Annotated in this window: 27 protein-coding genes; 5 read left to right on the top strand and 22 right to left on the bottom strand. The window is 54.4% G+C overall.

The genetic code is table 11. The annotated features are described in order from the left end of the window. Positions 1-16 precede the first annotated feature (16 nt). The 6 genes from ACR0DL_RS15410 to ACR0DL_RS15385 form a co-directional block, all read right to left on the bottom strand. The gene (locus ACR0DL_RS15410) at positions 17-979 is read right to left on the bottom strand and encodes a 2-hydroxyacid dehydrogenase (RefSeq protein ID WP_480690004.1); all 963 of its coding nucleotides are present in this window, start codon (positions 977-979) and stop codon (positions 17-19) included. A gap of 4 nt (positions 980-983) precedes the next feature. Beyond that, entirely contained in the window at positions 984-1,178 is a 195-nt protein-coding gene (locus tag ACR0DL_RS15405; RefSeq protein ID WP_170350800.1) for a hypothetical protein, read from the bottom strand. A gap of 12 nt (positions 1,179-1,190) precedes the next feature. Then, entirely contained in the window at positions 1,191-2,537 is a 1,347-nt protein-coding gene (locus ACR0DL_RS15400) for an amidase (RefSeq protein WP_480690002.1), read from the bottom strand. Beyond that, positions 2,534-3,898 carry a TRAP transporter large permease gene (locus ACR0DL_RS15395; RefSeq protein ID WP_480690000.1) on the bottom strand — a complete coding sequence of 455 codons (1,365 nt, stop codon included), beginning with the start codon at positions 3,896-3,898 and terminating at the stop codon, positions 2,534-2,536. Before ACR0DL_RS15395 ends, ACR0DL_RS15400 begins: the two co-directional genes overlap by 4 nt. After that, the gene (locus tag ACR0DL_RS15390) at positions 3,891-4,499 is read right to left on the bottom strand and encodes a TRAP transporter small permease subunit (protein ID WP_170350797.1); all 609 of its coding nucleotides are present in this window, start codon (positions 4,497-4,499) and stop codon (positions 3,891-3,893) included. Before ACR0DL_RS15390 ends, ACR0DL_RS15395 begins: the two co-directional genes overlap by 8 nt. An 80-nt stretch (positions 4,500-4,579) precedes the next feature. After that, on the bottom strand, positions 4,580-5,674 hold the full coding sequence (locus ACR0DL_RS15385) for a TRAP transporter substrate-binding protein (protein ID WP_170350796.1): 1,095 nt from the start codon (positions 5,672-5,674) through the stop codon (positions 4,580-4,582). Positions 5,675-5,919: 245 nt separating this feature from the next. Here ACR0DL_RS15385 and ACR0DL_RS15380 point away from each other — a divergent pair, with 245 nt between their 5' ends. Then, positions 5,920-6,753 (top strand): IclR family transcriptional regulator, encoded by an 834-nt coding sequence (locus tag ACR0DL_RS15380; RefSeq protein WP_480689998.1) that lies wholly within the window; start codon positions 5,920-5,922, stop codon positions 6,751-6,753. Positions 6,754-7,004: 251 nt separating this feature from the next. Beyond that, a complete protein-coding gene (locus ACR0DL_RS15375) occupies positions 7,005-10,259 on the top strand; it encodes an adenylate/guanylate cyclase domain-containing protein (protein ID WP_480689996.1) in 3,255 nt (1,084 codons plus the stop codon). A gap of 565 nt (positions 10,260-10,824) precedes the next feature. Here the strand turns inward: ACR0DL_RS15375 and ACR0DL_RS15370 are convergent. From ACR0DL_RS15370 to ACR0DL_RS15305, 14 genes are all read right to left on the bottom strand, one after another. Then, positions 10,825-11,328 carry a DUF2478 domain-containing protein gene (locus ACR0DL_RS15370; RefSeq protein ID WP_480689994.1) on the bottom strand — a complete coding sequence of 168 codons (504 nt, stop codon included), beginning with the start codon at positions 11,326-11,328 and terminating at the stop codon, positions 10,825-10,827. Further along, the gene (locus tag ACR0DL_RS15365; protein WP_480690187.1) at positions 11,325-12,539 is read right to left on the bottom strand and encodes an NnrS family protein; all 1,215 of its coding nucleotides are present in this window, start codon (positions 12,537-12,539) and stop codon (positions 11,325-11,327) included. The genes ACR0DL_RS15370 and ACR0DL_RS15365 overlap by 4 nt, the downstream gene beginning before the upstream one ends. Before the next feature lie 23 nt (positions 12,540-12,562). Continuing rightward, positions 12,563-12,835 (bottom strand): hypothetical protein, encoded by a 273-nt coding sequence (locus tag ACR0DL_RS15360; RefSeq protein WP_480689992.1) that lies wholly within the window; start codon positions 12,833-12,835, stop codon positions 12,563-12,565. Positions 12,836-12,967: 132 nt separating this feature from the next. Beyond that, entirely contained in the window at positions 12,968-13,669 is a 702-nt protein-coding gene (locus ACR0DL_RS15355) for an RNA polymerase sigma factor (protein WP_480689990.1), read from the bottom strand. Positions 13,670-13,671: 2 nt separating this feature from the next. Further along, entirely contained in the window at positions 13,672-14,196 is a 525-nt protein-coding gene (locus tag ACR0DL_RS15350) for a plastocyanin/azurin family copper-binding protein (RefSeq protein WP_480689988.1), read from the bottom strand. Further along, positions 14,193-14,612, bottom strand: a complete 420-nt coding sequence (locus ACR0DL_RS15345) for a hypothetical protein (RefSeq protein ID WP_170350788.1) — start codon at positions 14,610-14,612, stop codon at positions 14,193-14,195. The genes ACR0DL_RS15350 and ACR0DL_RS15345 overlap by 4 nt, the downstream gene beginning before the upstream one ends. A 506-nt stretch (positions 14,613-15,118) precedes the next feature. Then, positions 15,119-15,778 carry a DUF2461 domain-containing protein gene (locus tag ACR0DL_RS15340; RefSeq protein WP_480689986.1) on the bottom strand — a complete coding sequence of 220 codons (660 nt, stop codon included), beginning with the start codon at positions 15,776-15,778 and terminating at the stop codon, positions 15,119-15,121. A gap of 56 nt (positions 15,779-15,834) precedes the next feature. After that, positions 15,835-16,134 carry a hypothetical protein gene (locus tag ACR0DL_RS15335; protein ID WP_480689984.1) on the bottom strand — a complete coding sequence of 100 codons (300 nt, stop codon included), beginning with the start codon at positions 16,132-16,134 and terminating at the stop codon, positions 15,835-15,837. Then, positions 16,134-16,532 (bottom strand): MAPEG family protein, encoded by a 399-nt coding sequence (locus tag ACR0DL_RS15330; protein WP_170413715.1) that lies wholly within the window; start codon positions 16,530-16,532, stop codon positions 16,134-16,136. Before ACR0DL_RS15330 ends, ACR0DL_RS15335 begins: the two co-directional genes overlap by 1 nt. A gap of 24 nt (positions 16,533-16,556) precedes the next feature. Beyond that, a complete protein-coding gene (locus tag ACR0DL_RS15325; RefSeq protein ID WP_170413718.1) occupies positions 16,557-16,943 on the bottom strand; it encodes a VOC family protein in 387 nt (128 codons plus the stop codon). A 68-nt stretch (positions 16,944-17,011) separates the two neighbouring features. After that, entirely contained in the window at positions 17,012-18,247 is a 1,236-nt protein-coding gene (locus ACR0DL_RS15320) for an RNA polymerase sigma factor (protein WP_170413721.1), read from the bottom strand. Positions 18,248-18,250: 3 nt separating this feature from the next. Then, the gene (locus ACR0DL_RS15315; protein ID WP_170398084.1) at positions 18,251-18,622 is read right to left on the bottom strand and encodes a YciI family protein; all 372 of its coding nucleotides are present in this window, start codon (positions 18,620-18,622) and stop codon (positions 18,251-18,253) included. 242 nt (positions 18,623-18,864) lie between these two features. Further along, on the bottom strand, positions 18,865-19,230 hold the full coding sequence (locus ACR0DL_RS15310) for a VOC family protein (RefSeq protein ID WP_170413724.1): 366 nt from the start codon (positions 19,228-19,230) through the stop codon (positions 18,865-18,867). A gap of 182 nt (positions 19,231-19,412) precedes the next feature. Beyond that, a complete protein-coding gene (locus ACR0DL_RS15305) occupies positions 19,413-20,723 on the bottom strand; it encodes a sterol desaturase family protein (protein ID WP_480689981.1) in 1,311 nt (436 codons plus the stop codon). Here ACR0DL_RS15305 and ACR0DL_RS15300 point away from each other — a divergent pair. Continuing rightward, positions 20,722-21,798: a helix-turn-helix domain-containing protein gene (locus ACR0DL_RS15300; RefSeq protein WP_480689979.1), complete on the top strand. Its 1,077-nt coding sequence runs from the start codon at positions 20,722-20,724 to the stop codon at positions 21,796-21,798. The genes ACR0DL_RS15305 and ACR0DL_RS15300 overlap by 2 nt on opposite strands. A 142-nt stretch (positions 21,799-21,940) precedes the next feature. Here the strand turns inward: ACR0DL_RS15300 and ACR0DL_RS15295 are convergent, their stop codons facing one another. Next, positions 21,941-22,276: a winged helix-turn-helix transcriptional regulator gene (locus ACR0DL_RS15295; RefSeq protein WP_170362002.1), complete on the bottom strand. Its 336-nt coding sequence runs from the start codon at positions 22,274-22,276 to the stop codon at positions 21,941-21,943. Between the two features lie 74 nt (positions 22,277-22,350). Here ACR0DL_RS15295 and ACR0DL_RS15290 point away from each other — a divergent pair, with 74 nt between their 5' ends. Then, positions 22,351-23,439 carry an NAD(P)/FAD-dependent oxidoreductase gene (locus ACR0DL_RS15290; RefSeq protein WP_480689977.1) on the top strand — a complete coding sequence of 363 codons (1,089 nt, stop codon included), beginning with the start codon at positions 22,351-22,353 and terminating at the stop codon, positions 23,437-23,439. Positions 23,440-23,619: 180 nt separating this feature from the next. After that, positions 23,620-24,255: a globin domain-containing protein gene (locus tag ACR0DL_RS15285; protein WP_480689975.1), complete on the top strand. Its 636-nt coding sequence runs from the start codon at positions 23,620-23,622 to the stop codon at positions 24,253-24,255. Between the two features lie 616 nt (positions 24,256-24,871). Here the strand turns inward: ACR0DL_RS15285 and ACR0DL_RS15280 are convergent. Beyond that, positions 24,872-26,257: an MFS transporter gene (locus ACR0DL_RS15280; RefSeq protein WP_480689973.1), complete on the bottom strand. Its 1,386-nt coding sequence runs from the start codon at positions 26,255-26,257 to the stop codon at positions 24,872-24,874. Between the last annotated feature and the right edge of the window lie 109 nt (positions 26,258-26,366).

The raw sequence follows: 26,366 nt of genomic DNA, 5'->3' as shown, positions 1-26,366 counted from the left end.
CTTACAGCTTCCTAGTCTATAAAAGGTCGCGCGGTGTTTTTCCGGCAAAGAAAGCGTCTAAATTGTCCAAAGCGCGAAAGCCCATGGCGTCCCGGGTTTTAGTCGTGGCGCTACCTATATGCGGCAACATGAAGATGTTTTCGTGCGGCGCGAACTTTGGATTTCCGCCCGGTTCTGTCTTAAAGCAATCAAGCCCTGCGGCAGCCAGCTTTCCACTTTCAATGGCTTGCAGCAGCGCGTCTTCATCAACAAGAGCGCCACGAGCTGAGTTGACGAGTATTGCATCGTCAGGCAGCGCAGCCAGCCGTTCGGCATTCATAAGGTCCAGAGTTTCGGGCGTCGCAGGACAGTGAAGCGATAAAAAGTCGGCCACTGGCAAAAGAGTATCGACGCTTTCGTGATAAATTGCCCCCTGTTCCTTATCAGGTGACAGGCGGGTGCGGTTGAAATAGTGAATTTCCATATCAAACCCGCGTGCTTTTGTTGCAAATGCCCGACCCACGCGCCCCATCCCGACGATGCCCAGGCGCGCACCCGTGAGTTGCTTGCCGACCATGAAAGATGGGCTCCAACTGTCCCATGCACCTGTACGCATAAGGCGATCGCCTCGGACAGCGTGACGCGCCGCACCAAGCATGAGCAACATTGCAAGTTCCGCCGTAGCGTCAGAAAGGACATCGGGTGTGTTTGTCACCACGATCCCCCTTGCTGCCAAGGCCGGCAGGTCGCAATGGTCCACACCAACAGAATGGTTCGCGACAATTTTTAAACGCGAGTCAAGCTTTGACACGACCTCTGCTGAGAAGTGTTCCGAATGGCAGGGCATTATTGCGTCCACCTTGGAACTCATCTCGATGATCTCTTCTGACGTGCCCGGAGTATCGGCTTCGTTCAGGATCACGTCATAATCCTTTCGCGCACGCGCTATGGTTGCGTCGGACACGCGGCGCGGCAGCCATAGGACTGGTCTGTCACTCATGCGTTCAGTCCTTTTTGACGGCGTCTTCCCAGAAATTATAAAGCGCCAAGGCAATTACAAAGACCGCAATACACAGGAAAGGCAAACCGCCCCAAAACCCGGCAAAGCCAGTTGAAATGCTGTGTGCAAGGCCAAGAACAAAAACCATCATCAGACCGGTGCCGATAATGCCCATAAGAATGTTTGTAAGTCGCGACATCGTTTAATTTCCTTACTGTTCTTGTTCGGCGAGGGTGCGTTGTACCCATGATGCAGTGCGCAGAAGCCGGTCATCTTCCTCGACTGCGGCAATCAATTGCACGCCGATTGGCAGGTCATTCTGCCCAACCAGCAAAGGCAAGGTGAGGCACGGTAACCCCGCCAGCGTCCAAGTCAGGCAAAAGACTGAATCGCCAGTATGCCCTGCTGTCAGTGGCACGGCCTCTCCTGTAGCCGCAGGGGCAAGGATTGCATCGAATTCGGTGAAGTATTCTGCGAAATAGCTTTGAGCAGAGATCATGACAGCCAAGGCATCTTCATACCGCGCCAAGCTTATTTCTGTTCCTCGGGTTATTGCAGACTGCATTTCGAGGCTGAGTTCCGGCCAATGAGCTTCGGAAATCTCAACCATGTTCTGGCGAATTTCAAAATCGTAGATCGTTTTGTGAACATTAATGAGGTCAGCTAATTGACGGGATGCCGAAAATCGCTCGACCCGGCCGCCCAAGCCTTCGATAACGGCATTAAGGCCTTCGACGGTATCCACATCCAAACGATCATTGAACGGAAAATCCAGCCAGGCGATGTTCGGTTCGACAGGCACCTCTGCCCGCACGCCTTTCAGCATGTTAGCCCGCGGTCTGGCAAAGCTGGCGGGATCGGCTTGGTCATAGCTAGACAGGACGTCTGTCAACAAAGCTATGTCTTCCAGAGAATTTGCAAATCCGCCGACATGATCCAGCGACACAGATGTGCGAAAGACACCGCTACGCGAGATTGTTCCGCGGGAGGGTTTGAAACCGTATACGCCACAATACGAGGCCGGGCGGATCACCGAACCACCGGTCTGGGTTCCAATCGCCAATGGAACGTGCCTGGCCGTAACTGCAGCGGCAGATCCGCTGGAGGACCCGCCCGGAGTTCGGCTGTGATCCAAAGGGTTGGTGGTGTCGGCCGGATTCATGAAGGCAAATTCAGTGGTCTTGGTCTTGCCCATGATCACCGCTCCGGCTTCACGAAGATGCTCGACCAGCCGAGCGTCCGTCTCAGGTTGGCGGCCTGAAAAAATTGCCGATCCGCGTTGCGTGGGCATGTCTTTTGTATCGACAATGTCTTTCAGTCCGACGGGTACACCATGTAGCGCCCCTATCGCCCGCCCTGCCTTGCGAATACGATCCAGCTCACGCGCCTGATCGAGTGCCACGCCGGCGTCCAGGTATGCCCATGCCCGAACCTTGTCATCCGTTTCCTCAATTCGCGCCAAGCAGGCCTCAACCAATGCTTCGGATGAAATGCGCCCGGTTCGGATAGCCTCGGCGGATTGAACCGCCGAGAACAGTGACAGATCATGCTTTGTCATGGCACCCAAACCCCAAACAGATAATCAGGAAGCCACAGGGCGATCCCCGGGAACTGATACATCAGCACCATGCACAGGATCACGATAGCCAGATAGGGCATCAGACCTTTGAAGATCTCCATCAACTGGATCTGGTTCTTCAGAACCCCTTTCAGGTAATAGGCTGACATGGCCATGGGAGGCGTCAGGAATGAGGTCTGTAAATTCAGTGCAACCAGCATCGCGAAGAAATACGGATTGACCCCAAACGTATCCAGCATCGGCAGAAAGATAGGCACAAAGATGATCAAGATCTCGGACCATTCAAGCGGCCATCCGAGCAGAAAGATAATCAGCTGAGCAAGGACCAAGAACTGCCAGGGTTGAAGGTTCATACCGACGACCCAATGCTCGATCACATCGTGTCCACCAAGATAGGAAAAGATCGAGGCGAAGGTCCAAGAGCCGACAAACAACCAGCACACCATGGCCGTTGCCTTAGCTGTGAGAAAGACACTCTGTTTGACTTTGTCCCAAGTGAGCGATCGATACAGCATCGCCAGAACCAAACCGCCCAATGCGCCCATTGCCGCCGCTTCAGCCGGGGTCGCCAAACCACCAAGGATAGAGCCAAGCACCAGCATGATCAAAACGGTCAAAGGCACAAACGAAACCAGCAAATCGATATAAATCTGACGTTTCGGAGGAATGTCTTCCTCTTGTGGTTTTGGTGCCAGCGACGGGTTTATCCAGACGCGCACCATCACATAGACGATGTATAGCCCCGCCAACAAAAGACCCGGGAAAACAGCCGCAGCATACAAGCGCAATGGTGATAGCTCTGCAATGGCGGCATAGACGATCAGCATAATCGACGGTGGGATCAGAATGCCCAAAGTTCCACCCGCACAGATAACGCCAGAGGCGAAGCTGCGCTGATACCCGGCATTCGCCATCGCAGGATATGCAAGCAGACCCATCAGAGTAACAACTGCACCAACAATCCCAGACGCGGTCGAAAAAACTGCGCAGGTCAGCAGCGCCGCAATGGCCAACGAGCCTGGCAGATTTCGCGCCGCCATGTAGAGCGAGAAAAACAGGCGATCGACAATGTTCGCCCTCTCGACCACGTATCCCATAAATAGGAATAATGGGATGGCAACTAGCGTATCATTCTCCATCACCGAATAGGTGTTTTGGTTCAGAAGGTAGAAGATGTTGTTGTTGAAGATGTCCGCAATGGTCTCGGGCGCGGACTGGTAGTAGGCGTAGTACCCAAAACCGACACCCATGGCGAGCAACGTGAACGCAATGGGAAAACCCAGCAGCACCAAAACAATGAAGAGGCTGAGCATCAGGATGGCGACTTGTGGATCAGTCATCGCTGCGACCTCCTTCTTGAGTGCCAGTTGTTCGAATTTTGTCGATTGTATTTTCCATCAACATGTCTTCGGTTTCCCGCACGTCATCGAGCCGCTCGAGCCAGACGCCATTTCGCATCGCCAGCCAGCACCGGGCCATTTCGGCAAGGCCTTGAAGCATAAGAAGGAAACCAGCGACCGGGATCAGGGTTTTGAAAAAGTATATCTGGATGCGCGCGGGGCTGTTCCAGCTGACCTCTTCATAGCGCCAACTGTCTTTCGCGATCTCCCACCCGTACCAGAACAAAGCGAACATGCCGGGAAAGAAGAACAGAATGTATAGAACAAAATCGACCCGAGCCTGCCAGCGGACAGAGAACAGCCGGTACAGAACATCGCCGCGGACGTGCGCGTCTTGCGCCAGCGCATAGGCCCCTGCCATCAGAAACAACGCGCCATACATCTGGACCATCATGTCGAACGCCCAGACGGTTGGCTTGTTCAGCACATACCGGACGAACACTTCGTAAGACACGGAAAGTGTCAGAATTAGGATGCACCATCCAAAGGCTTTGCCGACCCATTGGCTTAGCCCTTCAATGGCGTGGATTGTCTTGATCAAGGTCAGTTCCTCGCCTGTTCTGCCCGGAGTTCAGGAGGCCGCGCCACAACGCGACCTCCTTATTTAAAAGTATTCAGGCCTCAACCGAAGTAGTGCTTGTACGCAAGCTTGTAGTCCGGTTGGTTCAGGTTGAGATAGTTCATCACGGTCTTCGCATAGGCCTTCTGGCTTTCAATTACCTTTGCGAAGAACGGATCCTCATTGGCAATCCGTTCAACGACCACATCCCAAGCATTCAGCTGTGCCTGCATCACACTGTCGGGGGTGCGATATACGTTAACGCCCTGCTCCTCTGCCAGTGTGACCAGATCCTCAGAATAGCGCTTGGTGTTGTTCCAGTAGAAGTTGGAGTTTTCGGCTTCTGACGCATACTTCAAAATGGCTTGAAGCTCAGGCGCAAGGGCGTTGTATTTGTCCTTGTTGAACGTGACCTCGAAGAATTCCTGACTCTGGTGGAACGACGCAAGGTGATAATGCTTGGACACATCCTGCATCCCAAAGTCACGGTCCGACGTTGGATTGTTGAATTCCGCCGCGTCGATCAGACCTGACTTCATTGCTGGCTGAATTTCACCTCCCGGCAGCTGTACGACCGACATTCCCATCTCAAGCAAGACATCTGCCGCAAGACCAACGGTGCGGTACTTCAGACCATTCATTTGATCTGCGCTTGTGATTTCTTCTTTGAACCAGCCAAGCGGCTGAGCCGGCATGGGTGAGTTGAAGAATGATACGACATTGAGGCCCAGAATGCCCATCAATTCGTCGAATAGTTCCTGACCACCACCATAGTTCACCCAACCCAGAACTTCCTGGCTGGACCAGCCAAAGCAGGGGCCAGTTCCGAAGAGCGACGCTGTCTTCGACTTAGAGTACCAATAGGCCGGCACGTAGTGCGCAGCATCCAGAACGCCGCGGTGAACAGCATCCTGCATCTGGCTTGTTTTTACGACGGAATTCACGGGCAACAGTTCGATCGTGAGTTTCCCGCCGGACATTTCGTTCACGCGGTTAACGTAAGACTGCGCGTTTTCCAGAAAAATACCGCCTCCCCAGGCGGCCTGCATCTTAAGGTTAGTTCCTTCCTGAGCATGGACAGCCGGAGCTGCAAGCGCACCGGCGCCCACAACGGCAGAGCCACGCAGAAAATTTCTGCGGTTCAAAGATTTTGTCATGTTTCCTCCCTTAACTGGGCCTTGACCGATTTTGCCTCGGCATTGGCACCAATCCGCTCTCCAGCGGATAAGAGTAACGATAAGACAGATTCCAATTATTTCAAAATATTTTGGAAAACTCTTGAAATTTGAACAGCAAAACCAATCAACCAATTGATTATTTTATATTTTTATTTTTCATTTTTTTACCCCGCTGAACGAGCTAGAATCTTTCAGCAAGAAACTGAGCATTGGTTGCCCTGAGTATGAATGAACAAAAAAACCCGCTTCGCCGAGGACGCCCGCGTCTAAAAGCGAATGAGGAGAAAGCCGAAACATCGCCCGTTGTTGCGCTGGATCGCGGCATTCGCGTGCTGATCGCTCTCTCGGATACGCGCTGCGCGACACTTGCGGAACTGGCCAGAGTCACGGCAATCCCAGTTGCGACGGTACACAGGCTTCTGACCACGTTGCAGCAGCGAGGCATGGTTGTTCATTATGCCGAGCAAGGCAAATGGCGAATTGGACCGCAGGCCTACCGGATCGGCAGTTCGTTTGAAGATGGATCAAATTTGCTCGAAGTCGCGCCGTCAGTGATGCGCACACTGTCAGAAGACACCGGTGAGACAGCAAATCTGGCAATCGAAGAATGTGGGCAGCTATTGTTTCTCATTCAGGTCGAATCCGATAACCCAATTAGGGCTTCTTTCAAAAACGGAACTGCGGCGTACTTTCACACATCCGGTGTGGGAAAAGCTATGATGGCATTTATGGACAAGGCCGCGGTTGAGACCCTTTTGGCCCCACAAACACTAGTCCGCCAGACGCCTAATTCCATTACAGACCTGCAAGAGCTGAAGTCAGAACTCCGCAAGTCCAGACAGCGTGGATGGGCCTTGGACGATGAAGAACGGTTTTTGGGTATGCGTTGTATTGCTGCGCCTATCTTCGACTCGCTGGGCAAAGTTGTTGCGGGCGTTTCGGTTTCCGGTCCAGTTACAAGATTTCCCGAAAACAAGCTTGAAGGTCTGGCGGCATCGGTTGTCCAAGCTGCCAAAACCATTTCAGAAAGGCTCCAAAATTCCCCAATTGGAAGCTGATTGCATAAACGCCGCAGGTTATTGAAACTTGTTGCGATTTTTTTGAATTTTCGGTGAAACGCCGCAGCACTGGATGGGTTTTTTTAGGGGCAGTGCCGCAAAAAACGCTGTGGAATGCGCTAATTCTCGGCTTGGGACAACGATTGACATTGTGACCCTCATCCAATGGCTCTGGCCATCACACCGTCAATACGAAAGATAAATTCTCTGTGATGTGATACAATAAGCCCGAAGAACCTGAGGGGGGCAACGTGGATCAACGATTGCGTGCCTGGCTGAGTCGCCTGGGATTGGAGAGCTATGCTTCGTTGTTGGAAGAAAACGACGTCGACATTGAGACTCTGCGCCATCTGAATGACGAGGACTTGAAAGACCTTGGCTTCAGCCTTGGGCACCGTCGTCGCCTGCTTGCGGCCATTTCGCCAGCGGCACAAGCCGTAAAGAAAGACACGATTGAAAACGCAGCACCCGAGCGGCGGCTGCTTACTGTTTTGTTCGTTGATATTGTGGATTCCGTTGTCCTCTCAAGACAGCTGGACCCCGAAGAGATGCGGAATCTGGTCACAAAGTACCAGTCGGCAGTTGTATCAGCTGTCCTTCGGTATCAAGGCTATGTCGCCAAATTTCTCGGAGATGGCGTTTTGGCCTATTTTGGGTGGCCCGAAGCCCATGAAGATGAAGCTGAACGAGCAGTAAAGGCAGCAAAAGATGCCTTTGCAGCAATCCAGGAAATTCACTCACAAGACGGACGGCAACTCCAAGCGCGTGCAGGTGCAGCTAGCGGAGAAGTTGTTATTGGAACAATAGTTGGCGATGTCATGAATGATGACGCCGCCGTCATCGGGGCAACACCCGGCTTGGCTGACCGGCTTCAACGCCTGGCGCGGCCATACGAAATTGTTGTTGGCCCATTAACCCGTCAACTCTTGGGCCGCCGATTTGAAGTGGAAGACATTGGCCAACATGAATTGAAAGGGTTTGACGAGCCTGTACAAGCCTGGCGCGTCGGCACGGAAACAACTGTCGAAACACGTTTTGAAGCATCCCGGTTCCAAGGTTCAACGCCATTGGTTGGACGAGCTTCGGACCTTCACTTAATTCGTGATGCATGGCAGCAAGCAAAGGCAGGATCGGGGCAGGTGATTTCATTGACCGGAGATCCGGGCATCGGCAAATCGCGATTGGTAGAAGAAATGCGGCACGAAATCTCTGGAGACAGGCGTTTCGGCTATCGTTACCAATGCTCTCCTCATCACACCAACGATGCCTTTTTTCCATTGATCACCGGAATGCGGAGAGCTGCCGGGATTGCAGAACAGGACTCGGTAGCGGCGCAACTTGAAAAACTAGAGAACATACTGGGGCTGACGGATATCCCGTTGACTGAAAGCGTACCTTTGATCGCGTCGCTGTTAAGGGTAGAAACTGAAGGGCGCTACGATGCCCCGGATTTCCCTCCGGTGCAATTGCGCCGCGCGATAATTCGGTGCCTGATAGATCAAGTGCTGCGTATGAGCGCGCAGCACCCGATCATCATAGTTATTGAAGACATCCATTGGGCCGATCCGTCGACGCTGGAACTGCTGCAAAACATGATTTCTGAGGCCGCCGAAGCGCCAATCATGTTATTGCTAACGTACCGACCGGAATTTCAGCCTGATTGGAACGACTGCGGCTATTGGCGTGAGATTGTCCTTAGTCGGGTCGGTCGGCGGCAATCTTTGCGGATTTTAAACTCCGTTTCTGGGGGAGACGTGAGCGAGGAAGCCGCCGCGCAAATTATTAAACGTGCCGATGGCGTGCCGCTCTACATCGAGGAACTGACCAAGGCATTTCAAGAGGCGGGGTTGAGCAGTGGGGATGTTGTTCCCGCCACGCTTCACACATCGCTTTCAGCACGCCTGGATCGGCTTGGGTCGGCAAAAGCGATTGCTCAGATTGGGTCCGTCATTGGGCGGGAATTCGATCACAAGGACATTGTGGACTTGTCGGCAGAGGTCGACATGGACTGCCTGCAAGCACTTGAAAAGCTTGTTGAATCTGGATTGATACTCCGCATGGGCGTTCCGCCAACGGCAAGCTACATGTTCAAGCATGCTCTCGTCCAAGATGCTGCCTACTCCACCTTATTAAAGAGCCGACGCCACGAGCTGCACTCAGCATTTGCCGATCTGCTTGAAAGAAAAAGTTCTGAGAACAATGGCGAGACCGCAGGAATTGTGGCGCATCACGCCTTTCTTGGCGAGGATTGGCCGCGTGCTTTCCGAGAGTTTCGCAGAGCGGGCGAAGACGCGGTTGAACGCTCGGCGCTGCGCGAAGCAGCAGGCCAGTTTCGCAGGGCGCTCGACGCGCGCAAAAAATTTGAAATGGATGCCGAAACTGCGACCGCAGCAATAGATACGAAATTTGCGCTACGGAACGTTCTTTGGGCACTGGGCCAGTTCGCCGCCATTCTAGATCCACTTGACGAAGCCGAGAAGTTGTCGCTCACGTTGGAAGACGATGTGCGCCTTGGTTGGGTTTCCGTTTATCGTGGCGCAAGTTTGTGGCAAGTCGGACGCTCGGCTGACTCCAAGGCAGCCGCCGAACGCGGGCGCGATATTGCTCGGAATTCCGGTGATCGGTCGCTGGAAGTTGCGGCTGATTTTTACCTTGGCTGTACATTCGTAACCTCTGGTGAACTGCGCACAGCCGAGAGATACTTCGAACGTGTTGTTTCAAATCTACCTGGCGATGCTGCGCTCGAAAAGTGTGGGCTGCCTTTTGCACCTGCGATTATCGCCCGGTCCTGGCTGGTCTGGTCTTACGCCGAGCGTGGCGAATTTGAACGTTCTTCACATCATGCAGAACAAGCCGTCGCGCTTGCGGATCTTCAAGACAATCCTTTCAACCGCGCGCATATCGGTTACGATATTGGCTATTATCAGATTGTACGTGGTGACATCGCGGCTGCGCGTGCGACTCTTGGCAACGCGAGTTCGATCATCGACGTTTGGGGCCTCACCTATCTATCCCCCTTCACGAACGGTTTTCTTGGGTTTGCTGAAATCCTGGCAGGAGAGGTTGAGACGGGCCTGGCGAGGCTTGAACAGTCTTGTCAGTTGTATGATGACATCGGGCTTGGTTTGTTTAAGTCCCTGGTATTTACTCAGCTGGCCTTCGGATACCTTAAAGCTGGCCGCATCGAAGACGCATCCAAACGTCTGGGGCGCGCACTCGATATAGCGCGAAGTCGTGGTGAACGCGGTCACGAAGCCTTTGGTTTGTTTGTGATGGGCGAAGTCTTAAGCAATGCAGGCGCTGGTGAGGAATACGACGCGGTGAAATGCTATGAGCGTGCCTTGGAGATTTCCAGTGATCTGGAAATGCGCCCATTAGCGGCACAGTGCGAACGCGGGCTGAGCCGAATTAAATCCAGGATGGGGCATACCGATGCCCAAGATCAGATGAGCCGAGAAAATAGGTTTTTTGATGGACTTGGTCATCCCAGGGACAAACGAAACTAGGCGCATGTTGAACAACGGTGTGAAGCTGGAAGAAGCCTCTCGAGCAGAAGGTTAGGGGCTTCTTGGGACAAAGCGAAAAAACAGATGAAATTTTTTGAAGGATAGGCATTTGTTTGATGCTTGTTGTGCGAGACTTACGATGTGCGACAAGACTGATCGCTAGATCTTTACGCTCACAGAACGATTGCGAACCTGCGATGAGAGCCCACTACTGCCGTCAATCATACTGCAGCCATTTGCTCTCGCGCGCGTTCAAGCGTGATCAGTTTGGGTGCTGAGATTCCCGTACCCAGAACTTTCACACCGGTCTGCAGCGGATAGTTTTCACGCACAAAATCCCCTGAGGACTGCTGTCGCCGGGTCCTCTTCAGCGTCTTTAAGCCAGGTGTAGAATTCGCCCATACGTGTCTGACGTCAGCAGCAATGGGACAATTCAGGGTTTTTGCATAGAGGAGGGTTTCCGGCTCGTCGTAAGCTTCAAGGATCGAAGATCAGACGGGAACCATCGCTACCAATGCCGGTTAATGCAACAGCGCCAAGGGAACCGTTCAAATTGAGCTGGCTGTTAACTGCGCGTCAGGCACCAGTCAAGAAGTGATACGGCGTCATCCGGCAGCGATATGGCAAGGCCGTCAGCGAAGGCCTGAAACTGTGGGATGGATGCAGGCCCTACGCCAACCAGCACCGGAACACCGTGTTCCAAGGCCTTGCCCATCACCGAGCGGAATCCACGGCCAGCGCATTCCTCGGGACCGAACTTATTCAGTATGAACAGATCGGCGTTCTCGAAACTGCTTTGCTCCACCTGCGCCACGGCTTCGGCAAGCGCACTGGGATCCAATCTACACGCCTCCGAGCCGACACCGAGGTTCTGCGTAATCTTGATGACCGCTCCATCTGGCAGTACTCGCACGCTCATATCGCACCCATCCTGATAAATGGGCGAATGGCTCGCCTCCTTCACGATTCCGCGCAGTTCAAACCCGTTGTTGATCAGCTCATCGGCCAGTTCCGATAACAACCTGTCAGCTTCGCCCCGTTTCTGCGAAGAGACGTATGCAATTTTCATCCCTCTGTCCTTTCAGTGTATGCCGCACTCACTTTCGTCTGATGCCTGCGGCCGCTCAAAACTGGGCGCCGTGGTGTTCCTCTGAGAGCAGGCATAAATCCGATCAGAAAAGCAGTCCAGCCAAGGCACCACAGCACAGCAACGCAGAGTACGAGAGGCAGACCCGGAAAAACCGGTGCCGCAATGCGAATGCAAGTTGCAATCCAGATCGCCCAAACTCCAATGGTAAACCCCCAATTGGCCCTCAAGCCACCTTCGGCGGTATGCGCTGCTGCCCGGCCTGCGATCGCCATAATCATTCCGGCCATTCCGCCGATTGTGATGGCATGCAAGGCGTCCGCTCTAGGATAGAACGAAGGTGCAATCCCCGATAAACCCACGGCGATCAAACCAAAGGGTACCCAGAAAAAGGCCAGGTGCAGTGCCACAAGCAATGGGTTCCGGATTATCGCCAGCGTCCGCCATTTGAGCATTGACCACAAAACTGCCAATGCCGCACAAATCATCGCGAAATATGCCAAGTCTGATGCGCCAATCAGTCTGGCCGCAATGGCCAAACCTAACAGCACCTGCGGTACGACCAAAGACTGAGTGCTCGGGACCAAAGGGCCGACGCGGTCGTGGAGAGTAAGCCAATTGCCTGTGAAAGCCGGAATTGCGCGCAATCCGATGTTGATCATCAGCAATGCGAGACCAAGCAGAAATACATCAACCATTTCCAGGCTTCTGGACGGGGACCCCATCAGCGTCGCGGTCAAAAACAAGAATTCACCGATACCAAGCCCCATTATCGCACACACAAAGCCAAGCTTTTGATAGATGCCCGCCAACAGAAGCTGAGTTCCAATTACAACCGCCAGTAAGAGAAAATACCCGGCATTGAAGACGACAAGCAGCCCGGAAGGCACGAAATCCGCCAGCGCCATAGCAACACGCGCAAGGGCCCACAACGCCAACAATATGATCAGAACTCCACCCTGAACCGGCGGTCGGCCTGTCCAGCTTGGCAATGCCGTCAGCAGATACCCACCAATCGCCGCGCCAACAAAGCCAAAAATCAGCTCGTGTACGTGCCAGACAATTGCAGGCTCAAACGCAGGACCAAAACCATCAATCCATGCGCTTAGGGGCCAGAGGGCAATCGTTAACAACGCGCAAAGAAATGCCGCGGGAAACAGGACACGGTATGGGACGATCTTGGGCGAAGTCATAGTGTTGCGCTGGTCAGCCCGGATCACTCCGCGCCACGTATGTCAATCAGGAACCCGTCGCTGAGGTGGAAATCAGGAGCGCCGGGCAGAAAGTCATCCGCCAAGGCTCCTCGCCAAACATTTCGGTCGAGACGCTGGCGACACAGTTCACGTTTTTGCGCAATAAAGGTCAAAGAACGCGACAGGGGCGTAAGCAGGGCAACCCGCAGCGCGCCCGTCACGCGGTAGAGCATAGCAGAATAGGGTTTTGAGGGTTCGACAAACAGACCTCCTGCTGTTTTAGCAAGGTTTACCACACGGGTTTTCCTAAGCTTCCTTTGGCGCGAAGGAATTGATCGTTGTCAATCTGCCGCCGCATTTGCGTTGTTGCCGGGGAAAAATCCTGAGCGCGGTTTGCAGGATGGTCGATCTGAGCCGAAAGAACTGCGTCATAGAACGCCGACTTCTTGCAATCTCGCTACTACAAGATTGGTCATGTTGGCGCATCGATTGCCTCCAAATGGGAAAATTGCTTCGAAGCCGCCCCGGACCCGGTTTTCAATTGTAGTTTGCAACCTGCGGCGGGCGCGAAAGAGGCGTGTTTTTACTGTTATCGGGTTGACCTGAAGCTCGGTGGCGATGGCATGAATACTCATTTCCTCTGCTTCGCGCAGCAGAAACGGCAGTCGCAGATGGGGTGGCAGATCGGAAACGGCAGATTCAAGCAAATCTCTCAATTGCGCGCGCCCAAGCGTTGCGTCGGGGAGTTCAGAATTTTGTCCGGGGAACATAATCACACTCGGTGCACTGGTTTCGTCCACGGTGTTGTACTCTTCAGCAGTACGCTCTCGTCTTCGCTGCATACGCGACGTGTTGATCACGATCCGGGTAATCCAGGTGGAAAAGCTGGCATGCTCACGAAAACCCTGCAGTTTGCTGAACGCCGACAGATAAGCCTCCTGCAGCGCTTCTTCTGCCTCGGCGTCGCTGTCAACGATACCTCTGGCAACGCGAAACAGGCGGGGGTTCAAGCGACGGATAAGTTCCCGGACCGCCAGCTCGCTTCCTTCACGCGCGGCATTTACAAGCTCAGCTTCCGATTTGGCCGCATCGCTGGTTGCTTGTTGAGTGAGGTTTGTTTGGACCTTCATGATCAGTCCTCCCTGCGAACGGTAACTTCCGAAAGGATCCTCTCTACCAAAGGCAAAGCTGTCAGAATATCTTCCGAAACATCGCTCTTGTCGTGTGAACTTCCCTCCCAGCCGGCGTCGCTGGGGGTTCCAACTACTATGCGACCAACCATCGCCGCCATTTCGTGTGGTAGGCAATAGTAGTCATATACACCTGGCGTAATCAGGGTGACTTCAAAATACTCATCCGGAAGCAAAAAGTCACTGTCCCACGGGTCGGCCGCAGCGGGAATGCGTCGCCTTCGATCATAGTTCGCCGGATGATAGGCGGTTGCTGTATGACTGTTACCGGGATCACGATTGGTGAACCGGACGGTGGTGCCTGAAGACACAGCAAGTCCAACAGGATCATACCAGATACGTTCGCCGCGCGGGCTGCCGCGCATCTCAACCGTGGCGATCGGTTGCGCAAGCGCGATCCGCGAACTGGCGACGGAAGCAACGGCCAATCCCCCAAGCCATACAGCATGACGGCGCGTACAGATCATTCGGCCAGACGCTCTTTTGCGTTTTCGTCGTGAAACAGCACGACATGCGCGTGCGGCTTGTCCACGCCGGGATGCCCGGCATTGAAATAGATATCTGTCGAGCTGACGGTGTGTGAACCGATGTTCAATCCGTCAAATGATGCACCGTTTTGCAGATCGTCGAGTGGTGTCATGTAGACCGTGGCTGACAATCGACCGTCGCGATCATATGCGAGGAACGGGCCTGCGGGCAGAGTGGTTGGGTCGACGAAGAGCGTTCCCAGACCAGGGATGAACTCGGGCAATGGCAATACGTCGCTCACTTTCACATAAGGATCGCCGGCTGGGGCATTGGCGAGAGCTTGTTCATCGTGAGCCTTAGCAGTTGGGGCGGCAGCGACAATTAATCCAAAAGCAACTACGGTTTTTCTGAACATGGTTTGGTCCTTTCCAAGGGTTTCACCGGGTTCGCTTTAGTGCGTTCCTGGTTCCTTAGATGCAGGAAACACGGAAAGGTTCCCGAAATTCGACGAAATCACGCAAGCTGATCGTGAATGCGCTGCAGGGTGGCATTGTCAGCTATGTATGAATTCAACTACTTCCGGAATTTGTGCTCTCAGCGCATGTCTCCTTCGACGGGGCGCACCGCAGCATCCTGAAGGTAGGGTGGATTTTAGGATTGGACCGCTGTGGACTAAGTGCTGAGGTACCCGGTTGGCGGCACCGGGTGGAATATGCCTTTCGCGCGCTGCAAAGGATCAAATCCGCCCTCGCATTTATATCAGGCTCGAGGAATTGGGAGAGGTTGAAGTCAAAAACAGCGCTTGCCCGCTGCGATGTTTTGCAATGCCGTTCGACAATCTGATCGGCGATCCGGAACAGGACTACTTCGCCGCAGTGCAACTCGTCTAAGCTGCCGCTCGCTGCGAGCGCAAATTCTTGGCTACATGACCCTGGAAAGCAATTGAAACACCGGCATGAGTTTCCCGAAAAACACAGACGTTCGTTCTATGAGGTTCGGTTCGATAACAAACGCAGGAGCCCCGGCGTCCATCCAAACGGCAAAGCCCTTGCGGCGCAATGCCTCTGCGTGGGGATGATCTTTGTCAAAGCCAGTCGGGACGCGTTTCAATTCTGGGTCCTCGATCCGGAAACCATCCTGTCGCATATCTTCATTGAGCTGGATCAACTCTGCCCCTTTTGGGCCAGCCATTGCCGTGCGGAACGCGTCCAGTGCATTTTTGTCATACTGAAATACCCCGCAGCCAAGGGACAGTTTTTCGGGCGATAGCCCAAAGAACCACATCGGTGGTTGAACCGCATTGCCCTGCGGAATGAACGCAATATGCAGGTGTGCGTTGTAGGGCGTCTTGTCCTTGGAGAACCGGACATCACGGTAGATGCGAAAGATCTTACTGCGGTGGCCCTGCCCAGTCAGGTCTTGCAATGCGCCAGCCATGCCGTCGGCAAAATGCTTGCTGGGGTCTTTCAACTGGGTTTCGTAGGTTGTCTTGTGCGCTGCGAACCAATCCTTCGTGTTGTTGGCCTTAAGACCCTCAAGAAAACCAAGTACCTCAGACGAGAAACTCTCAAATGTAGCCATCACATCCTCCATTCAGTCTTTCGCCGGGAGGGCTGCGACGTGTTCGAGGCAAAGTTCTACCCAGCGTCGCAATGCTGGGTCATCGCAGTCGCCCTCTTCAACATGTACAAAGCCCCCAGTTTACGGGTTCCATGGATCACTTCCTTAGCCATTGGATCCTTCAGTGCCATGCTCTCGTTCGCCTTACCCACCCGGAACATGAACCGACCGACCCCATCTTTGTGACGGCGAGCGCCGCAGAGCATGTTGCCGTTTAAAAAGAAACACTGGCCGCCCATCATCCGCTTTTCGGAGATGCCCGCATGCGCGGCCAAAGCATCGCGCACACGAGTTTTAAGGTTTTCATCTGCCGGCATCAGACGGCTGTGCCGAGTTGCCAGAGGATGGCGAAAGCCAGCACCATCATAGTCAAGGTCGTCAGGGCCGCCCCAATTGCGCGTCCTTTGCTTTCTGCTGATGCGCGCAAACCGAAGTAGTGGATGAGGCGGGCTAGCAGCAGAACCCCACCACAGACAGCTATGAGCCAGGGTGCCGTTCCCGCAATCTCGGCACCCGCGAGGGCAAGCAGGGCGAGCGGGACATATTCGATGAAGTTCCCGTGTGCCCGCATCAGGCGTAGCAGTCCCTCATCCTCACCATGGAGCAAAAGTATCCCGGTCCTAGCACGACGCACGCCAACGGCGATTGCCATGGGAATGCTCATCAAGACAAACACCGCTGTCACGATCAGCGCAATTTGGGGCAGTTGTTCCATCTGATCCCTCCTTTCGAGCGACGCTTAGGACGCCATGCTTTCATAGGTAATCAGCGCGAACCGCGCGCCCTGCGGGTCGGTTAGCGTCGCCATGCGCCCGACCCCCGGCATATCCATCGCAGGCTGAATGACCGCGGCACCCTTGGCTTGCGCCTTTGCAACACTCGCATCCACGTCGCCCACGGTAAAAAAGATCGTCCAGCTTCCATTGTCCTCAGGCATCGGTGAAAAGCCACCAATGGGCGTCTCGCCCACCACTGCGGCCGAATAACTCGACCCGTCCTGCATCGGCATGTCGTTTATCGCCCAGCCCAACACATCCTGATAAAAGGCTTTGGCTTTGCCCTGATCCGGTCCGGAATGCCCGATCCATCCGGAATTGCCGACAGTTGTCATCTCTAGAATACTCATGGGTGTCTCCCTTGGTTGTGCCCGCCACATACGGGTCTGATCCAAGGACGCGCGAGGTGCTGGTTTTCCTACACGCCGCGCAGTTCTTTTTGGCTGATCGCGATTTTATCTGCGATCACAACGCGTTCAGGGCCCGTTGGAGCGAGTGTCATCACGGTTTCAAAGGCGGCGATGGCGGCTTTGTGGTCGCCAGTTTCCTGCAACAGGCCGCCCCGCATCGCGTGATACCAGCGATAGGTGGTCAGATCCTCTGCCACTACCTCCATCGCCTTCAACGCATATTGCGGGCCGTGCAACTTGGCCTGTGCAGCGATCTGGTTGAGTTTAACCACAGGGGTCGGCTGCAGCGCATGAAGGGCGGCGTAGTGGCTCTCTATCAAGGTCCAGTCGGCGTCTTCAGATGAGGCCGCGCGGGCGTGGGCCGCAGCGATTGCGGCCTGGATGATATAGACCCCGCGATGACCAATACGTTGGGCTTTTTGCAAAAGGCCCGTTGCCTCGGCGATGTCCGAACGGTCCCAAAGGTCGCGATCCTGATCGTCCAACGCGACAAGCTTTCCATCCGCATCGATACGTGCCCGCCGACGGGCGTGTTGGAGCAACAGCAACGCCAACAAGGCAGACTGCTCACCCATGGCCGGGAACAACGCCACAAGCAGGCGGGCGAGGCGGATGGCCTCTTCACACAATGTAAGCTTCATCTGTTTGGGACCGGCCGAAGTCGACCACCCTTCGCTGAACATCAGGTAGACCATCAGGGAAACTTCACCCAGCCGCGCTCCCCTCTCTGCCGGGCTGGGCGTTTCAAAAGCAACCGAGTTGCTCGCAATCTTCTTTTTGGCACGGGTGATCCGCTGTTCCATTGTCTTTGGTTTAACCAGGAATCCGCTGGCAATCTCGTCGACGCTCAACCCCGCGACCACGCGTAGAGCGATGGCAATCTGATCCCGTTGATCCAATTCCGGATGGCAACATACGAACAACAGTCGCAAGACATCGTCGCGCATCTCATCAGGGTCAGGTGTTTCGGTGGGCGCTGGTTGAAACTCCTCTGTGTGGCGCGACAGAATTGCCGCGCGGCGTTGGGATTTGCGGACATGGTCAAGACCCGCATTGCGGGCGGTTGTCAGTAGCCACGCCAACGGATCCCGGGGCGCGCCATCCTTGGGCCAAACCGTCAGCGCCTTCAGGCACGCATCGGCAAAGGCTTCTTCGGCCGTATCGATATCGCGAAACACCCGCGTCAGGGCCGCAATGGCACGTGGGCGCTGTTGGGCGAATGTGGCCTCCAGCCAGTCCGACATGACCTACTCCGATGAAATGACACCCCCGGCCCAGGCCACAGGCCGTACTTCGAGCCGCGCAACGGGCGAGGAAATCATCTTTGCGTATTCCAAAGCCTCATCAAGATCTTTGAAATCGGCGGCGTAGAACCCAAGGAAGTTCTCCTTCGTCTCGGCAAACGGACCGTCGGTAATCAGCGGCGCGGTGCCCTCGCTGGTGGCCGGTTCGACCATCACTGCAGAGGTCGGCGGCATCAGCTTTATCGAAACAAACTCTCCCCGCTTATTTAACGCTGTTTGCAGTGCACCATGGCCCGACATTACCTCATCCTGGCGGTCTCTCGGCAGAGCCTCAAACACGCCCGCCTCTCCATAGATCGTGATTGCATAGATCATTATTACCTCCGTCCTTTTGATACATGCTGCAAGGACGCGCGAGCACATGCAAATCCGACAGCCAACCAATTTGGGTGTTTGGCGCGATACCGTGGTTCCGCAATTGCAACACGCATTGCGCCCGGAGGACCGATATCTTCCTGTCGATCATCTGAAGAAATCCAGTCATTGTGCAGCACAGAAACTCACGGCGCTTTATTACGCCGACAGGATCGGGATAATTAAACCAGTGGGCCCTGAAATTAAGCAGGTTCCCAAAGCTCAATCGGATTGCCTTCAGGGTCATTGAGCCACGCAAACTTGCCATTCGGATAAGGAGAATCTGGATCGCGACGCACTTCGACACCTTTGGATTCCAACTGCGCAATCATTTTGTCAATGTCGCGAACACGAAAATTCAACATGAATGCCTTTTCCTGATTTCCGAAATACTCGGTCACCTTCTCGAACGGGGCAAAGACAGTTTCGCCCGCTTCCTGTGTCCAACAGGGCGTTTCATAATCATTGGGAACAAGATCAATTCCCAGATGATCGCGGTACCAATCTGCCAACGCGGGAGGATCCTCAGATCTGAAGAAGAACCCGCCAAGTCCCAGCACTTTTTCCATCTTAAAAACAAGACCTGCTGTTAACCAGAATACGTTACTTCAATTTACGTCATTTGATAAGTTCAGCCCACAGGAGACATCCATGGAACACACTGGCCCTGCAGCGCAACTTTGACAAAGCCGCCTATCGCATTAAGGTCCCGACGCCGATTTGGTAACGTGTTCACGCGCAATGCGTGGAGTTAACCTCCGTGTTCAGAAAGTACGGATCGAAGGTAGTTTGTAGAGTGCCATGTCTGGCTTGCACAGATGATGCCGGCGCAGCCCTTGAGGATAAGCCGATGTTGGCTCGCTTGTCTGATTGTGCCTCGATATGTCCGCCCGGATTCTGGGTCCCGCAGCATTCCCTCCCAGTCAGTACCGTTGAACACAAGACCCGTCAGGATCAAATCGCCTATCTTCGCATGGGGTGTCTGCCCCTCCCAACTCCAGAGCAACCGACCGCATCTGGTGGCACTATCCGCGCCACAATCCTCGAATTCAACTATGATACCAAGCCCGGGCGACGCGTAGCGACCGCTGAGCTCGAAGGCATCGCCGCGACTGGCTGCCAGCCCCCCAACAATCGCTACAAACAGAAGTGCTGCTTTCAGACCAACAGGCCGGATGCGCGGCGCAACGCGGGCAAACTCGGTGAGGTACTTGGGGTGTTCCGTCTTCATCAGCCGATCCCACCAAGAAAAATACAGGCCGAGGTTGAAACCGGCATGGGCGTGATGCAGATCGTGATGGGTGACGCTTGTCAGCCAGCCGAAGACAGGGCGGCCTTTCTGATCGGCTGGAAAGATCTCGATCCCGCAGTGACCCACTGCATTGCGCAGCATCATATGGGTTACAAAAACGAACAGCGCCAATGGATGCGCCGGGAGGAGAATCAATACCAAAGGCAGGTATACGGCGTTTACCACAGCCTCACCGACATCGAAGCTATAGGAGGTGAAGGGCGTAGGTTGGTGTGATTTATGGTGCAACCGGTGGAACCGCCGAAACAGCGGCGGGTAGTGCAGCGCGCGGTGTGTCCAATAAAACCACGCATCGTGGAGGACGATCAGCGCCACGATGCTGAACGCGAAATAGGCCCAGCCAAATGTCGCGACCTGTTGGTATATCGTGATGACCCCTGCCCTTGCGCCCAGCACGATTGATGTACCAGCAGCAGAAAAGATCAGAACGGTCCGCAGGCTTACCAGGATCTCGCGGCGGATCTGGCCCTTGGGTGGATCCGACAGGCGGACTTTTTGCGCGGCAAGCCGACGTGCCAGAAGGACATTGATTAACAGATACGTACCGCCTGCGCCCAAAACATAGCGCAAGAAGTCTCCGCCAAAGACATTTGCATAGACGGAAAGCAGTGTAGTGAGATGTGTCATTGGCTTCTCCAAGTGCGAAAGGACATGCAAAACGACCTGACGCAGGCGGGTATCGGTTTCCCTCTGATTTCGAAAATCGATGGGCAACTTGAGTTTTCGGCAAGGATTTTTCAGTTTCGACATGGTCCAGCCATTGACCGGCAAGCCAATTCGCACTTCGCTTATGCGCGTGATGTCAGATTTAGCGGTCTTCGATATTTTCCTGCGTGGCAGCGCCGTTGGCGTTCTCTTTCTCTGTGCTGTGATCTTTCTGGCAAGCGGACCCCGAACCCGGAAAAGTCTGGCCGTCGTGCTGCTGTGCCTGAGCCTAGGCCCTTATGTGATCGTGTCCTCTCCGGGTATCGATCTGAGCGAGGGGCCAATCCGGTTTGTACTTGTGATGATCGCGGGCGTGATCCCGGTTCTGATCTATTGGGCCGCGATTGAGCTGTTTCAGGATGACGTTGTCATTCGACCCTGGCAGATCACCATCGCGGTTCTTATCGTTGGGACAAGCTGGTTGACCCAGCTGCAGTTTCCACTCGGTGTGGTTCGTGGCGCATGCGTGCTGATCTTCTTTTTGCACATGCTGAAAATTGTTGTGTCAGGCGAGGTCGAAGATTTGATTGCCGAACGCCGCCGGTTTCGCCGTTGGTTTCTGGTCTGGCTATTGACCCTTGGCATAATCATCACGGTGATTGAAATCACCCATTTGGATCAGGTGCTTCCGTATTGGGTATTCCCCCTACAGGCATCAGCAATTTGCCTGTCTGCAGCGGCATTCCTGGTTTGGTCGGTGCGTGTTGCACCCGACATTTGGATCGAACACTCTGCTGCCTCGCAGCGCGACATAAACCCGAACCCTGCGCAAGCGGCATTGATCAAGCGTATTGATACTGCGATGGCTGCAGGTCTTTGGAGAGAGGAAGGGCTGACCGTAGCACAAATGGCCGCCAAACTCGGGACGCAAGAGCATCGGTTGCGGTCTGCGATTAATCAGGGAATGGGACACCGCAACTTCACCAGCTTCGTGAACGCATTTCGCGTTCACGAGGCGCAAGCGATGCTGGAAAAGCCGGAAATGGCCGAGCGTACAGTGCTCAGCATTGCTTTTGACGTTGGCTTCTCTTCGCTTGGGCCATTCAATCGGGCCTTTCGCTCGCAAACAGGCAAGACCCCGACAGAATACCGAAATGAAGCGTTGTTACGAGAGGAATGATCGCAGCCAGCCGCCCTTTGCTGACCTTGATCAAAGTGTCCAGTGCAGCGTTTCTGCTTATTCACAAGCGAACATTGATGCGCAACGCCTCAGACTATTCTTCTTTCTCCTGCAAATACGCAACAATTGACGTACGAGGCCCTCACTTCCTGGTGGCTAGCTTGTCCACATTTGCCGCTGCCCAATCATGCATAACTTGTAACACTGGTATCAGGCTTTGGCCCAAAGGTGTGAGGCTATACTCCACATGCGGTGGGATCGTTTTGAAATCTTTGCGCGACACAAACCCGGCGTCTTGCAATTCGCTAAGCTGGCGGGTCAGCGTCCGGTGCGTGATGCTGCCAAGATTTCGTTGCAGTTGATTGAACCGCGAGGTTTCCTGCGCCAGCCAATAGATGACCAAGAGCTTCCACTTACCCGATATCGCCTCAATCAAAGGTTCAATGAGGCAATTTTCATCCGGTTCAACAGGCGCCATAACAGTATCCAAAATGACCGTACTTGTCGTTGTGATCTTGTGTTTCTAATTACGGCTCAGACGAATGGAAAGCAATGAGGAACAGAATGGACAAGCAGAAAGTCGTGATAGTTGGCGGTGGGTACGTCGGCTTTGAAGTCGCAAAAGAGTTGGATGAATATGCTGATGTCACTCTGATCGAGCAGCGAGAGGCTTTCATGCAGCCGCCAGCGGCCATTCGTGCGCTACTAGAGCCCGATCTGCTGGATCAGATCATTTTGCCATACGACCGCTTGCTGAAGAATGGGCGGGTCATCCGTGGCCGTGCCGCTACTGTGACTCAATCCGAGGTAACGCTGGAAAACGGCTCTGCTTACCCTGCTGATTACATCGTCCTGGCCACTGGTTCGTCTTATGCTGCTCCTTTCAAACCGGCGGGCGAAAGTATGGATGACTTTCGCAAGGCCAGTGCCGATGTCAGCGCTCGGCTGGCGTCTGCGAAATCGGTCGTCATCGTTGGGGCAGGCCCCGTCGGTACCGAGTTGGCCGGAGAGATTGCAGCGGCACAGCCCAGTAAGGGCATCACTTTGGTTTCGTCTGACAACAGCTTGTTTCCGACGTATCCCGTCAAGCTGGGGGCAGAGCTCAAACGCAAGCTGGAACGCGCCGGCGTGAACGTCGTGGTAGGCCAAAGGGCAGAGAATCTGCAGCACGCGGACAAACCTTATGCCGGATCAGTAAAACTGTCAGATGGCCGCGTTATCGAAGCTGATCTGGTCTTCCCCGTGATCGGGTCCAAACCAAATATTGCATTGGCGCAAACGCTGCCCGCGGTGACCGTGGCGCCCTCTGGCCGGATTAAGACGGATAGCTGGTTGCGCCCGTCCGAGTACCCAAATGTCTTCATCGCCGGGGACATAGCCGACGTCGGTGACAGTATGACGATTGTTGCGATCTCTCGTCAGAACCCTTGGCTGATCAAGACCCTGAAACAGGTCCTCAGCGGGCAACCCGTAGAGAAACAAAAGCCCTACGCGCCTTGGAAAATGGCACCGATCCTCGTTCCGCTTGGCCCCAAAATCGGAAACAGTTGGCTCTTTGCGACTGTCGGTGACTGGGTCACACGGAAGATGAAAGGAAAAGAACTCTTTATCCAGAGGTACCGCAAGGCATTTGGGCGGTGACGGTCTGCCCTGCCCCAGCCATCATTTTTCTGGCATCAAGACGCGCTAGGAATTCGCCCAATGCTCCGTGTTGACCTTCCCAAATTTCCGACCCGCCATGGTTACATGAGCGAGAGAATCCAGCAGGCCTATATTAAATCGGCAATCGATAAGGGGCTGCTACCACCGGAAGCACTCCGGATGGCAGAGGTTGTCTCGCTGACTGCCCCCGGTGACCTGAGCAAGCCCATTCAGTTTTGGCAACTCTATTCCGTCCTCGGGCAAGAGCCCATCGTCGGCATCGTGCATAGGTTCTATGAACGTGTCTTTGCCGATGAGCCTTGGTTCACGTCCGTGTTTGAACAGGTCGGTGGGCTGAACCACCATGTCACAACCCAGGCGTCAATGTGGATCGATGTCATGGGCGGCGGCCCGTACTATCACGGCGCAGAGTTCCGGCTGAGCTTCCATCACACCCACAACGCGATGGCCCTGATGAACGACAAAGGGGCCAAGCGTTGGGTCACCCTGATGCGAGAAACGCTTGATGCATCCTCGGATTTGATGGCGGATGATCCCCGTGTTCGAACCAGCCTAAACACCTTCCTAACCTACTTCATGACCAAATACGCGGATGAGTTCGCATTTGAGGATCGACACGTTTTTGGTGACACAAACGGCCTGCTCAAGCGCCGGATCAATTTCATGAAGATGACGACCGAAGCGATCGAAGCCTTGAGCGAGGAAGAACTTAGCGAAGCACTGACGGAGCGCGGTGTTGATGTTTCGCAATATCCAAACAAGCAAGCATTGGTAGGAAAGGCATTGATGATGTAACCCATCCGGCTCATAGCGGACTTAGGCAAGGCCGTTATGAGCCGTGGTGAGGCTTCACCAGACCGGCCATTTGCGGCGACCGAAATCTGAGGCGGATACGAACTCACCTGCTGCGCAAACACACGAGCCGTCATTGCCGGGCTGTACGGAATAGCCAGTCTCTTGATTATGGCGTGAACATGTATGCCGGTCCCCAACAGTGTTTATAAGTCGGAACAGGAAAGAATTGCCGGCACGCAATCCAAGCATGATCAGTAAAGGGTGCCTCACAACGGGATTCCAGAAGATTCCATGGCTTCAAGCCACCGGTCCAAAGCATCCAGACGGGACATGTCTTTCCCATCAATAACTCAACTTGCCGCAACTTTGATACAATCTCTTCCGGCTTCGGTCGCTTGTTCGCCACGTGGTTCCTTCATTTTCTTAACCATAACGGCGGACCACTTCAGAGGGGGAGGATTAGCAACCTGCCCGTCCACTTTGCTTTGCCGTAGTGACTTCAAAGGCCGTTTCGATCCGAGAACAAGAATTCTGGCTCCTCCACAATCGCCCCGCAATACGCGGATTACCTTTCTCGGCAACGTCACTCGGCGGAGGTCGGCGCATTGCGGGCGCGCTAGGCTCGGCTGCCAATTGCCAGCCCCAGGGCAATCAGGGCCAAACATGCAGTGGCCGTGAAAGTCATCGAAAAAGCATAGGCAACATCTGCGGCCGGAGCATTAGTGGTATCTCCCTTCCCGACTATGTTGACGAATAGCGTGGGTATTGCAGAGGCACCCGTCATCAGACCCAGGTTCCGCGAGAGCCCGAGAAGGCCAGAGAGCCGGCCACGTTGTTCTTTGGCGGCGTGGATCAGAACCGCCGTGTTGTTAGCGGCAAGAAAAAGTTGGAAGCCGGGCGTCAACATGATGAGTGCAGCCAAATAGCCGCCGACACCGAAGTATCCCGGCAGGTACGCCAGGCACAGCAGACCAACAGTAGTCTGCACAAGGCCGATGGTCATCGCGCGATCCGCACCTAGCCTGTCCGTCACCCATCCGGCCGGAACGCCGAAGAGCGCAGCGACCAGCGGCCCAACTGCCATAACCAAACCGATGATCGCTTCGTTCAATTCCAGAGAAAATGCCAGGAAAAACGGACCAACGACCAAAGTGGACATCATGATTGCGCTGACCAGAAGGTTCAAAAAAAGCCCGATACTTGTCCTCTGGTCGCGGAGCAATTTCATCGGCACCAGCGGTGAAGCTACACGGGTTTCGACAAGCCCAAAAAAGACGATTGCGATCAGAGCAGCAGAAAACAATGCACCCGGTGGAACGGGGATACGTGAGGCTCCGCCACTGGTTGCCAGAGCGTAGGCCGCCAGTGCAATAACCAACACTATGGTTCCTGGAAAATCCAACTCTCGGCAGGATACTGTCGGACGTTCGGAATCGCGCGTGATTGCGGTGACAGACAGTAAAAGCGTGACACCAGCAAAGCCGGCAAGAAACCAGAATGCCATGCGCCAGTTGCCGATCGCCAGTAACGTACCGCCCAGTGAGGGGCCAAGGGCAGTCCCCGCAGCAGAAGTCGTGCCAAGCAATCCCATTGCCGTGCCCAACCGCTCAGTCGGGACAAAATCACGTGCGATAGACATTGGAAGCGCGATCAGGATCGCTCCGCCAAGCCCCTGCAACGCGCGTCCGGCAATCAGCAAGCCCAGGCTCGGGGCCATAGCGCACAGAGCCGACGCTGCAATAAAGACGATGAGACCAGCAATCAGCAAGCGACCGTGGCCGAATAGATCGCCAAGCCGCCCGGCGGATACGATCGTGATGGTCACGGATGTCAGGTAAGCCAGTACGACCCACTGCACCTCGGAAACTGTCGCAGCGAAGCTACGCGTCAGCGTCGGAAGCATTACCGCGGCGATACTGATACCCAATGAGGCGGTCAATGTCGCTGCAGCGAGAGTGATCAGGATGGGAATGGAAGATTGCGCCTGCACTGTATCAGTCATCGTAAGCTCTCTTGTCTCATGTGCCAGTGAGGAGTTATCCTGCCACTTCAAGTCGACTTGAGGTCAACCATGAAACTTCTTGATATTGGCGTCCTGTCCAAAAGGAGCG

This window comes from Ruegeria sp. BB5, from assembly GCF_056539405.1.
The sequence above is the reverse complement of the archived record's forward strand: the minus strand, read 5'-3'. Positions and strand labels throughout refer to the sequence as shown.

Bases quoted from the DNA above. Each gene is read 5' to 3' on its own strand.
- ACR0DL_RS15365 (WP_480690187.1), bottom strand. From the start codon at position 12,539: ATGACTTCGCCCAAGATCGTCCCATACCGTGTCCTGTTTCCCGCGGCA.
- ACR0DL_RS15410 (WP_480690004.1), bottom strand. From the start codon at position 979: ATGAGTGACAGACCAGTCCTATGGCTGCCGCGCCGCGTGTCCGACGCA.
- ACR0DL_RS15335 (WP_480689984.1), bottom strand. From the start codon at position 16,134: ATGCCGGCAGATGAAAACCTTAAAACTCGTGTGCGCGATGCTTTGGCC.
- ACR0DL_RS15385 (WP_170350796.1), bottom strand. From the start codon at position 5,674: ATGACAAAATCTTTGAACCGCAGAAATTTTCTGCGTGGCTCTGCCGTT.
- ACR0DL_RS15405 (WP_170350800.1), bottom strand. From the start codon at position 1,178: ATGTCGCGACTTACAAACATTCTTATGGGCATTATCGGCACCGGTCTG.
- ACR0DL_RS15380 (WP_480689998.1), top strand. From the start codon at position 5,920: ATGAATGAACAAAAAAACCCGCTTCGCCGAGGACGCCCGCGTCTAAAA.
- ACR0DL_RS15300 (WP_480689979.1), top strand. From the start codon at position 20,722: ATGGTCCAGCCATTGACCGGCAAGCCAATTCGCACTTCGCTTATGCGC.
- ACR0DL_RS15315 (WP_170398084.1), bottom strand. From the start codon at position 18,622: ATGATCTATGCAATCACGATCTATGGAGAGGCGGGCGTGTTTGAGGCT.
- ACR0DL_RS15340 (WP_480689986.1), bottom strand. From the start codon at position 15,778: ATGGCTACATTTGAGAGTTTCTCGTCTGAGGTACTTGGTTTTCTTGAG.
- ACR0DL_RS15325 (WP_170413718.1), bottom strand. From the start codon at position 16,943: ATGAGTATTCTAGAGATGACAACTGTCGGCAATTCCGGATGGATCGGG.
- ACR0DL_RS15290 (WP_480689977.1), top strand. From the start codon at position 22,351: ATGAGGAACAGAATGGACAAGCAGAAAGTCGTGATAGTTGGCGGTGGG.
- ACR0DL_RS15280 (WP_480689973.1), bottom strand. From the start codon at position 26,257: ATGACTGATACAGTGCAGGCGCAATCTTCCATTCCCATCCTGATCACT.
- ACR0DL_RS15285 (WP_480689975.1), top strand. From the start codon at position 23,620: ATGGCAGAGGTTGTCTCGCTGACTGCCCCCGGTGACCTGAGCAAGCCC.
- ACR0DL_RS15305 (WP_480689981.1), bottom strand. From the start codon at position 20,723: ATGTCGAAACTGAAAAATCCTTGCCGAAAACTCAAGTTGCCCATCGAT.
- ACR0DL_RS15355 (WP_480689990.1), bottom strand. From the start codon at position 13,669: ATGAAGGTCCAAACAAACCTCACTCAACAAGCAACCAGCGATGCGGCC.
- ACR0DL_RS15395 (WP_480690000.1), bottom strand. From the start codon at position 3,898: ATGACTGATCCACAAGTCGCCATCCTGATGCTCAGCCTCTTCATTGTT.
- ACR0DL_RS15345 (WP_170350788.1), bottom strand. From the start codon at position 14,612: ATGTTCAGAAAAACCGTAGTTGCTTTTGGATTAATTGTCGCTGCCGCC.
- ACR0DL_RS15330 (WP_170413715.1), bottom strand. From the start codon at position 16,532: ATGGAACAACTGCCCCAAATTGCGCTGATCGTGACAGCGGTGTTTGTC.
- ACR0DL_RS15400 (WP_480690002.1), bottom strand. From the start codon at position 2,537: ATGACAAAGCATGATCTGTCACTGTTCTCGGCGGTTCAATCCGCCGAG.
- ACR0DL_RS15295 (WP_170362002.1), bottom strand. From the start codon at position 22,276: ATGGCGCCTGTTGAACCGGATGAAAATTGCCTCATTGAACCTTTGATT.
- ACR0DL_RS15370 (WP_480689994.1), bottom strand. From the start codon at position 11,328: ATGAAAATTGCATACGTCTCTTCGCAGAAACGGGGCGAAGCTGACAGG.
- ACR0DL_RS15320 (WP_170413721.1), bottom strand. From the start codon at position 18,247: ATGTCGGACTGGCTGGAGGCCACATTCGCCCAACAGCGCCCACGTGCC.
- ACR0DL_RS15350 (WP_480689988.1), bottom strand. From the start codon at position 14,196: ATGATCTGTACGCGCCGTCATGCTGTATGGCTTGGGGGATTGGCCGTT.
- ACR0DL_RS15310 (WP_170413724.1), bottom strand. From the start codon at position 19,230: ATGGAAAAAGTGCTGGGACTTGGCGGGTTCTTCTTCAGATCTGAGGAT.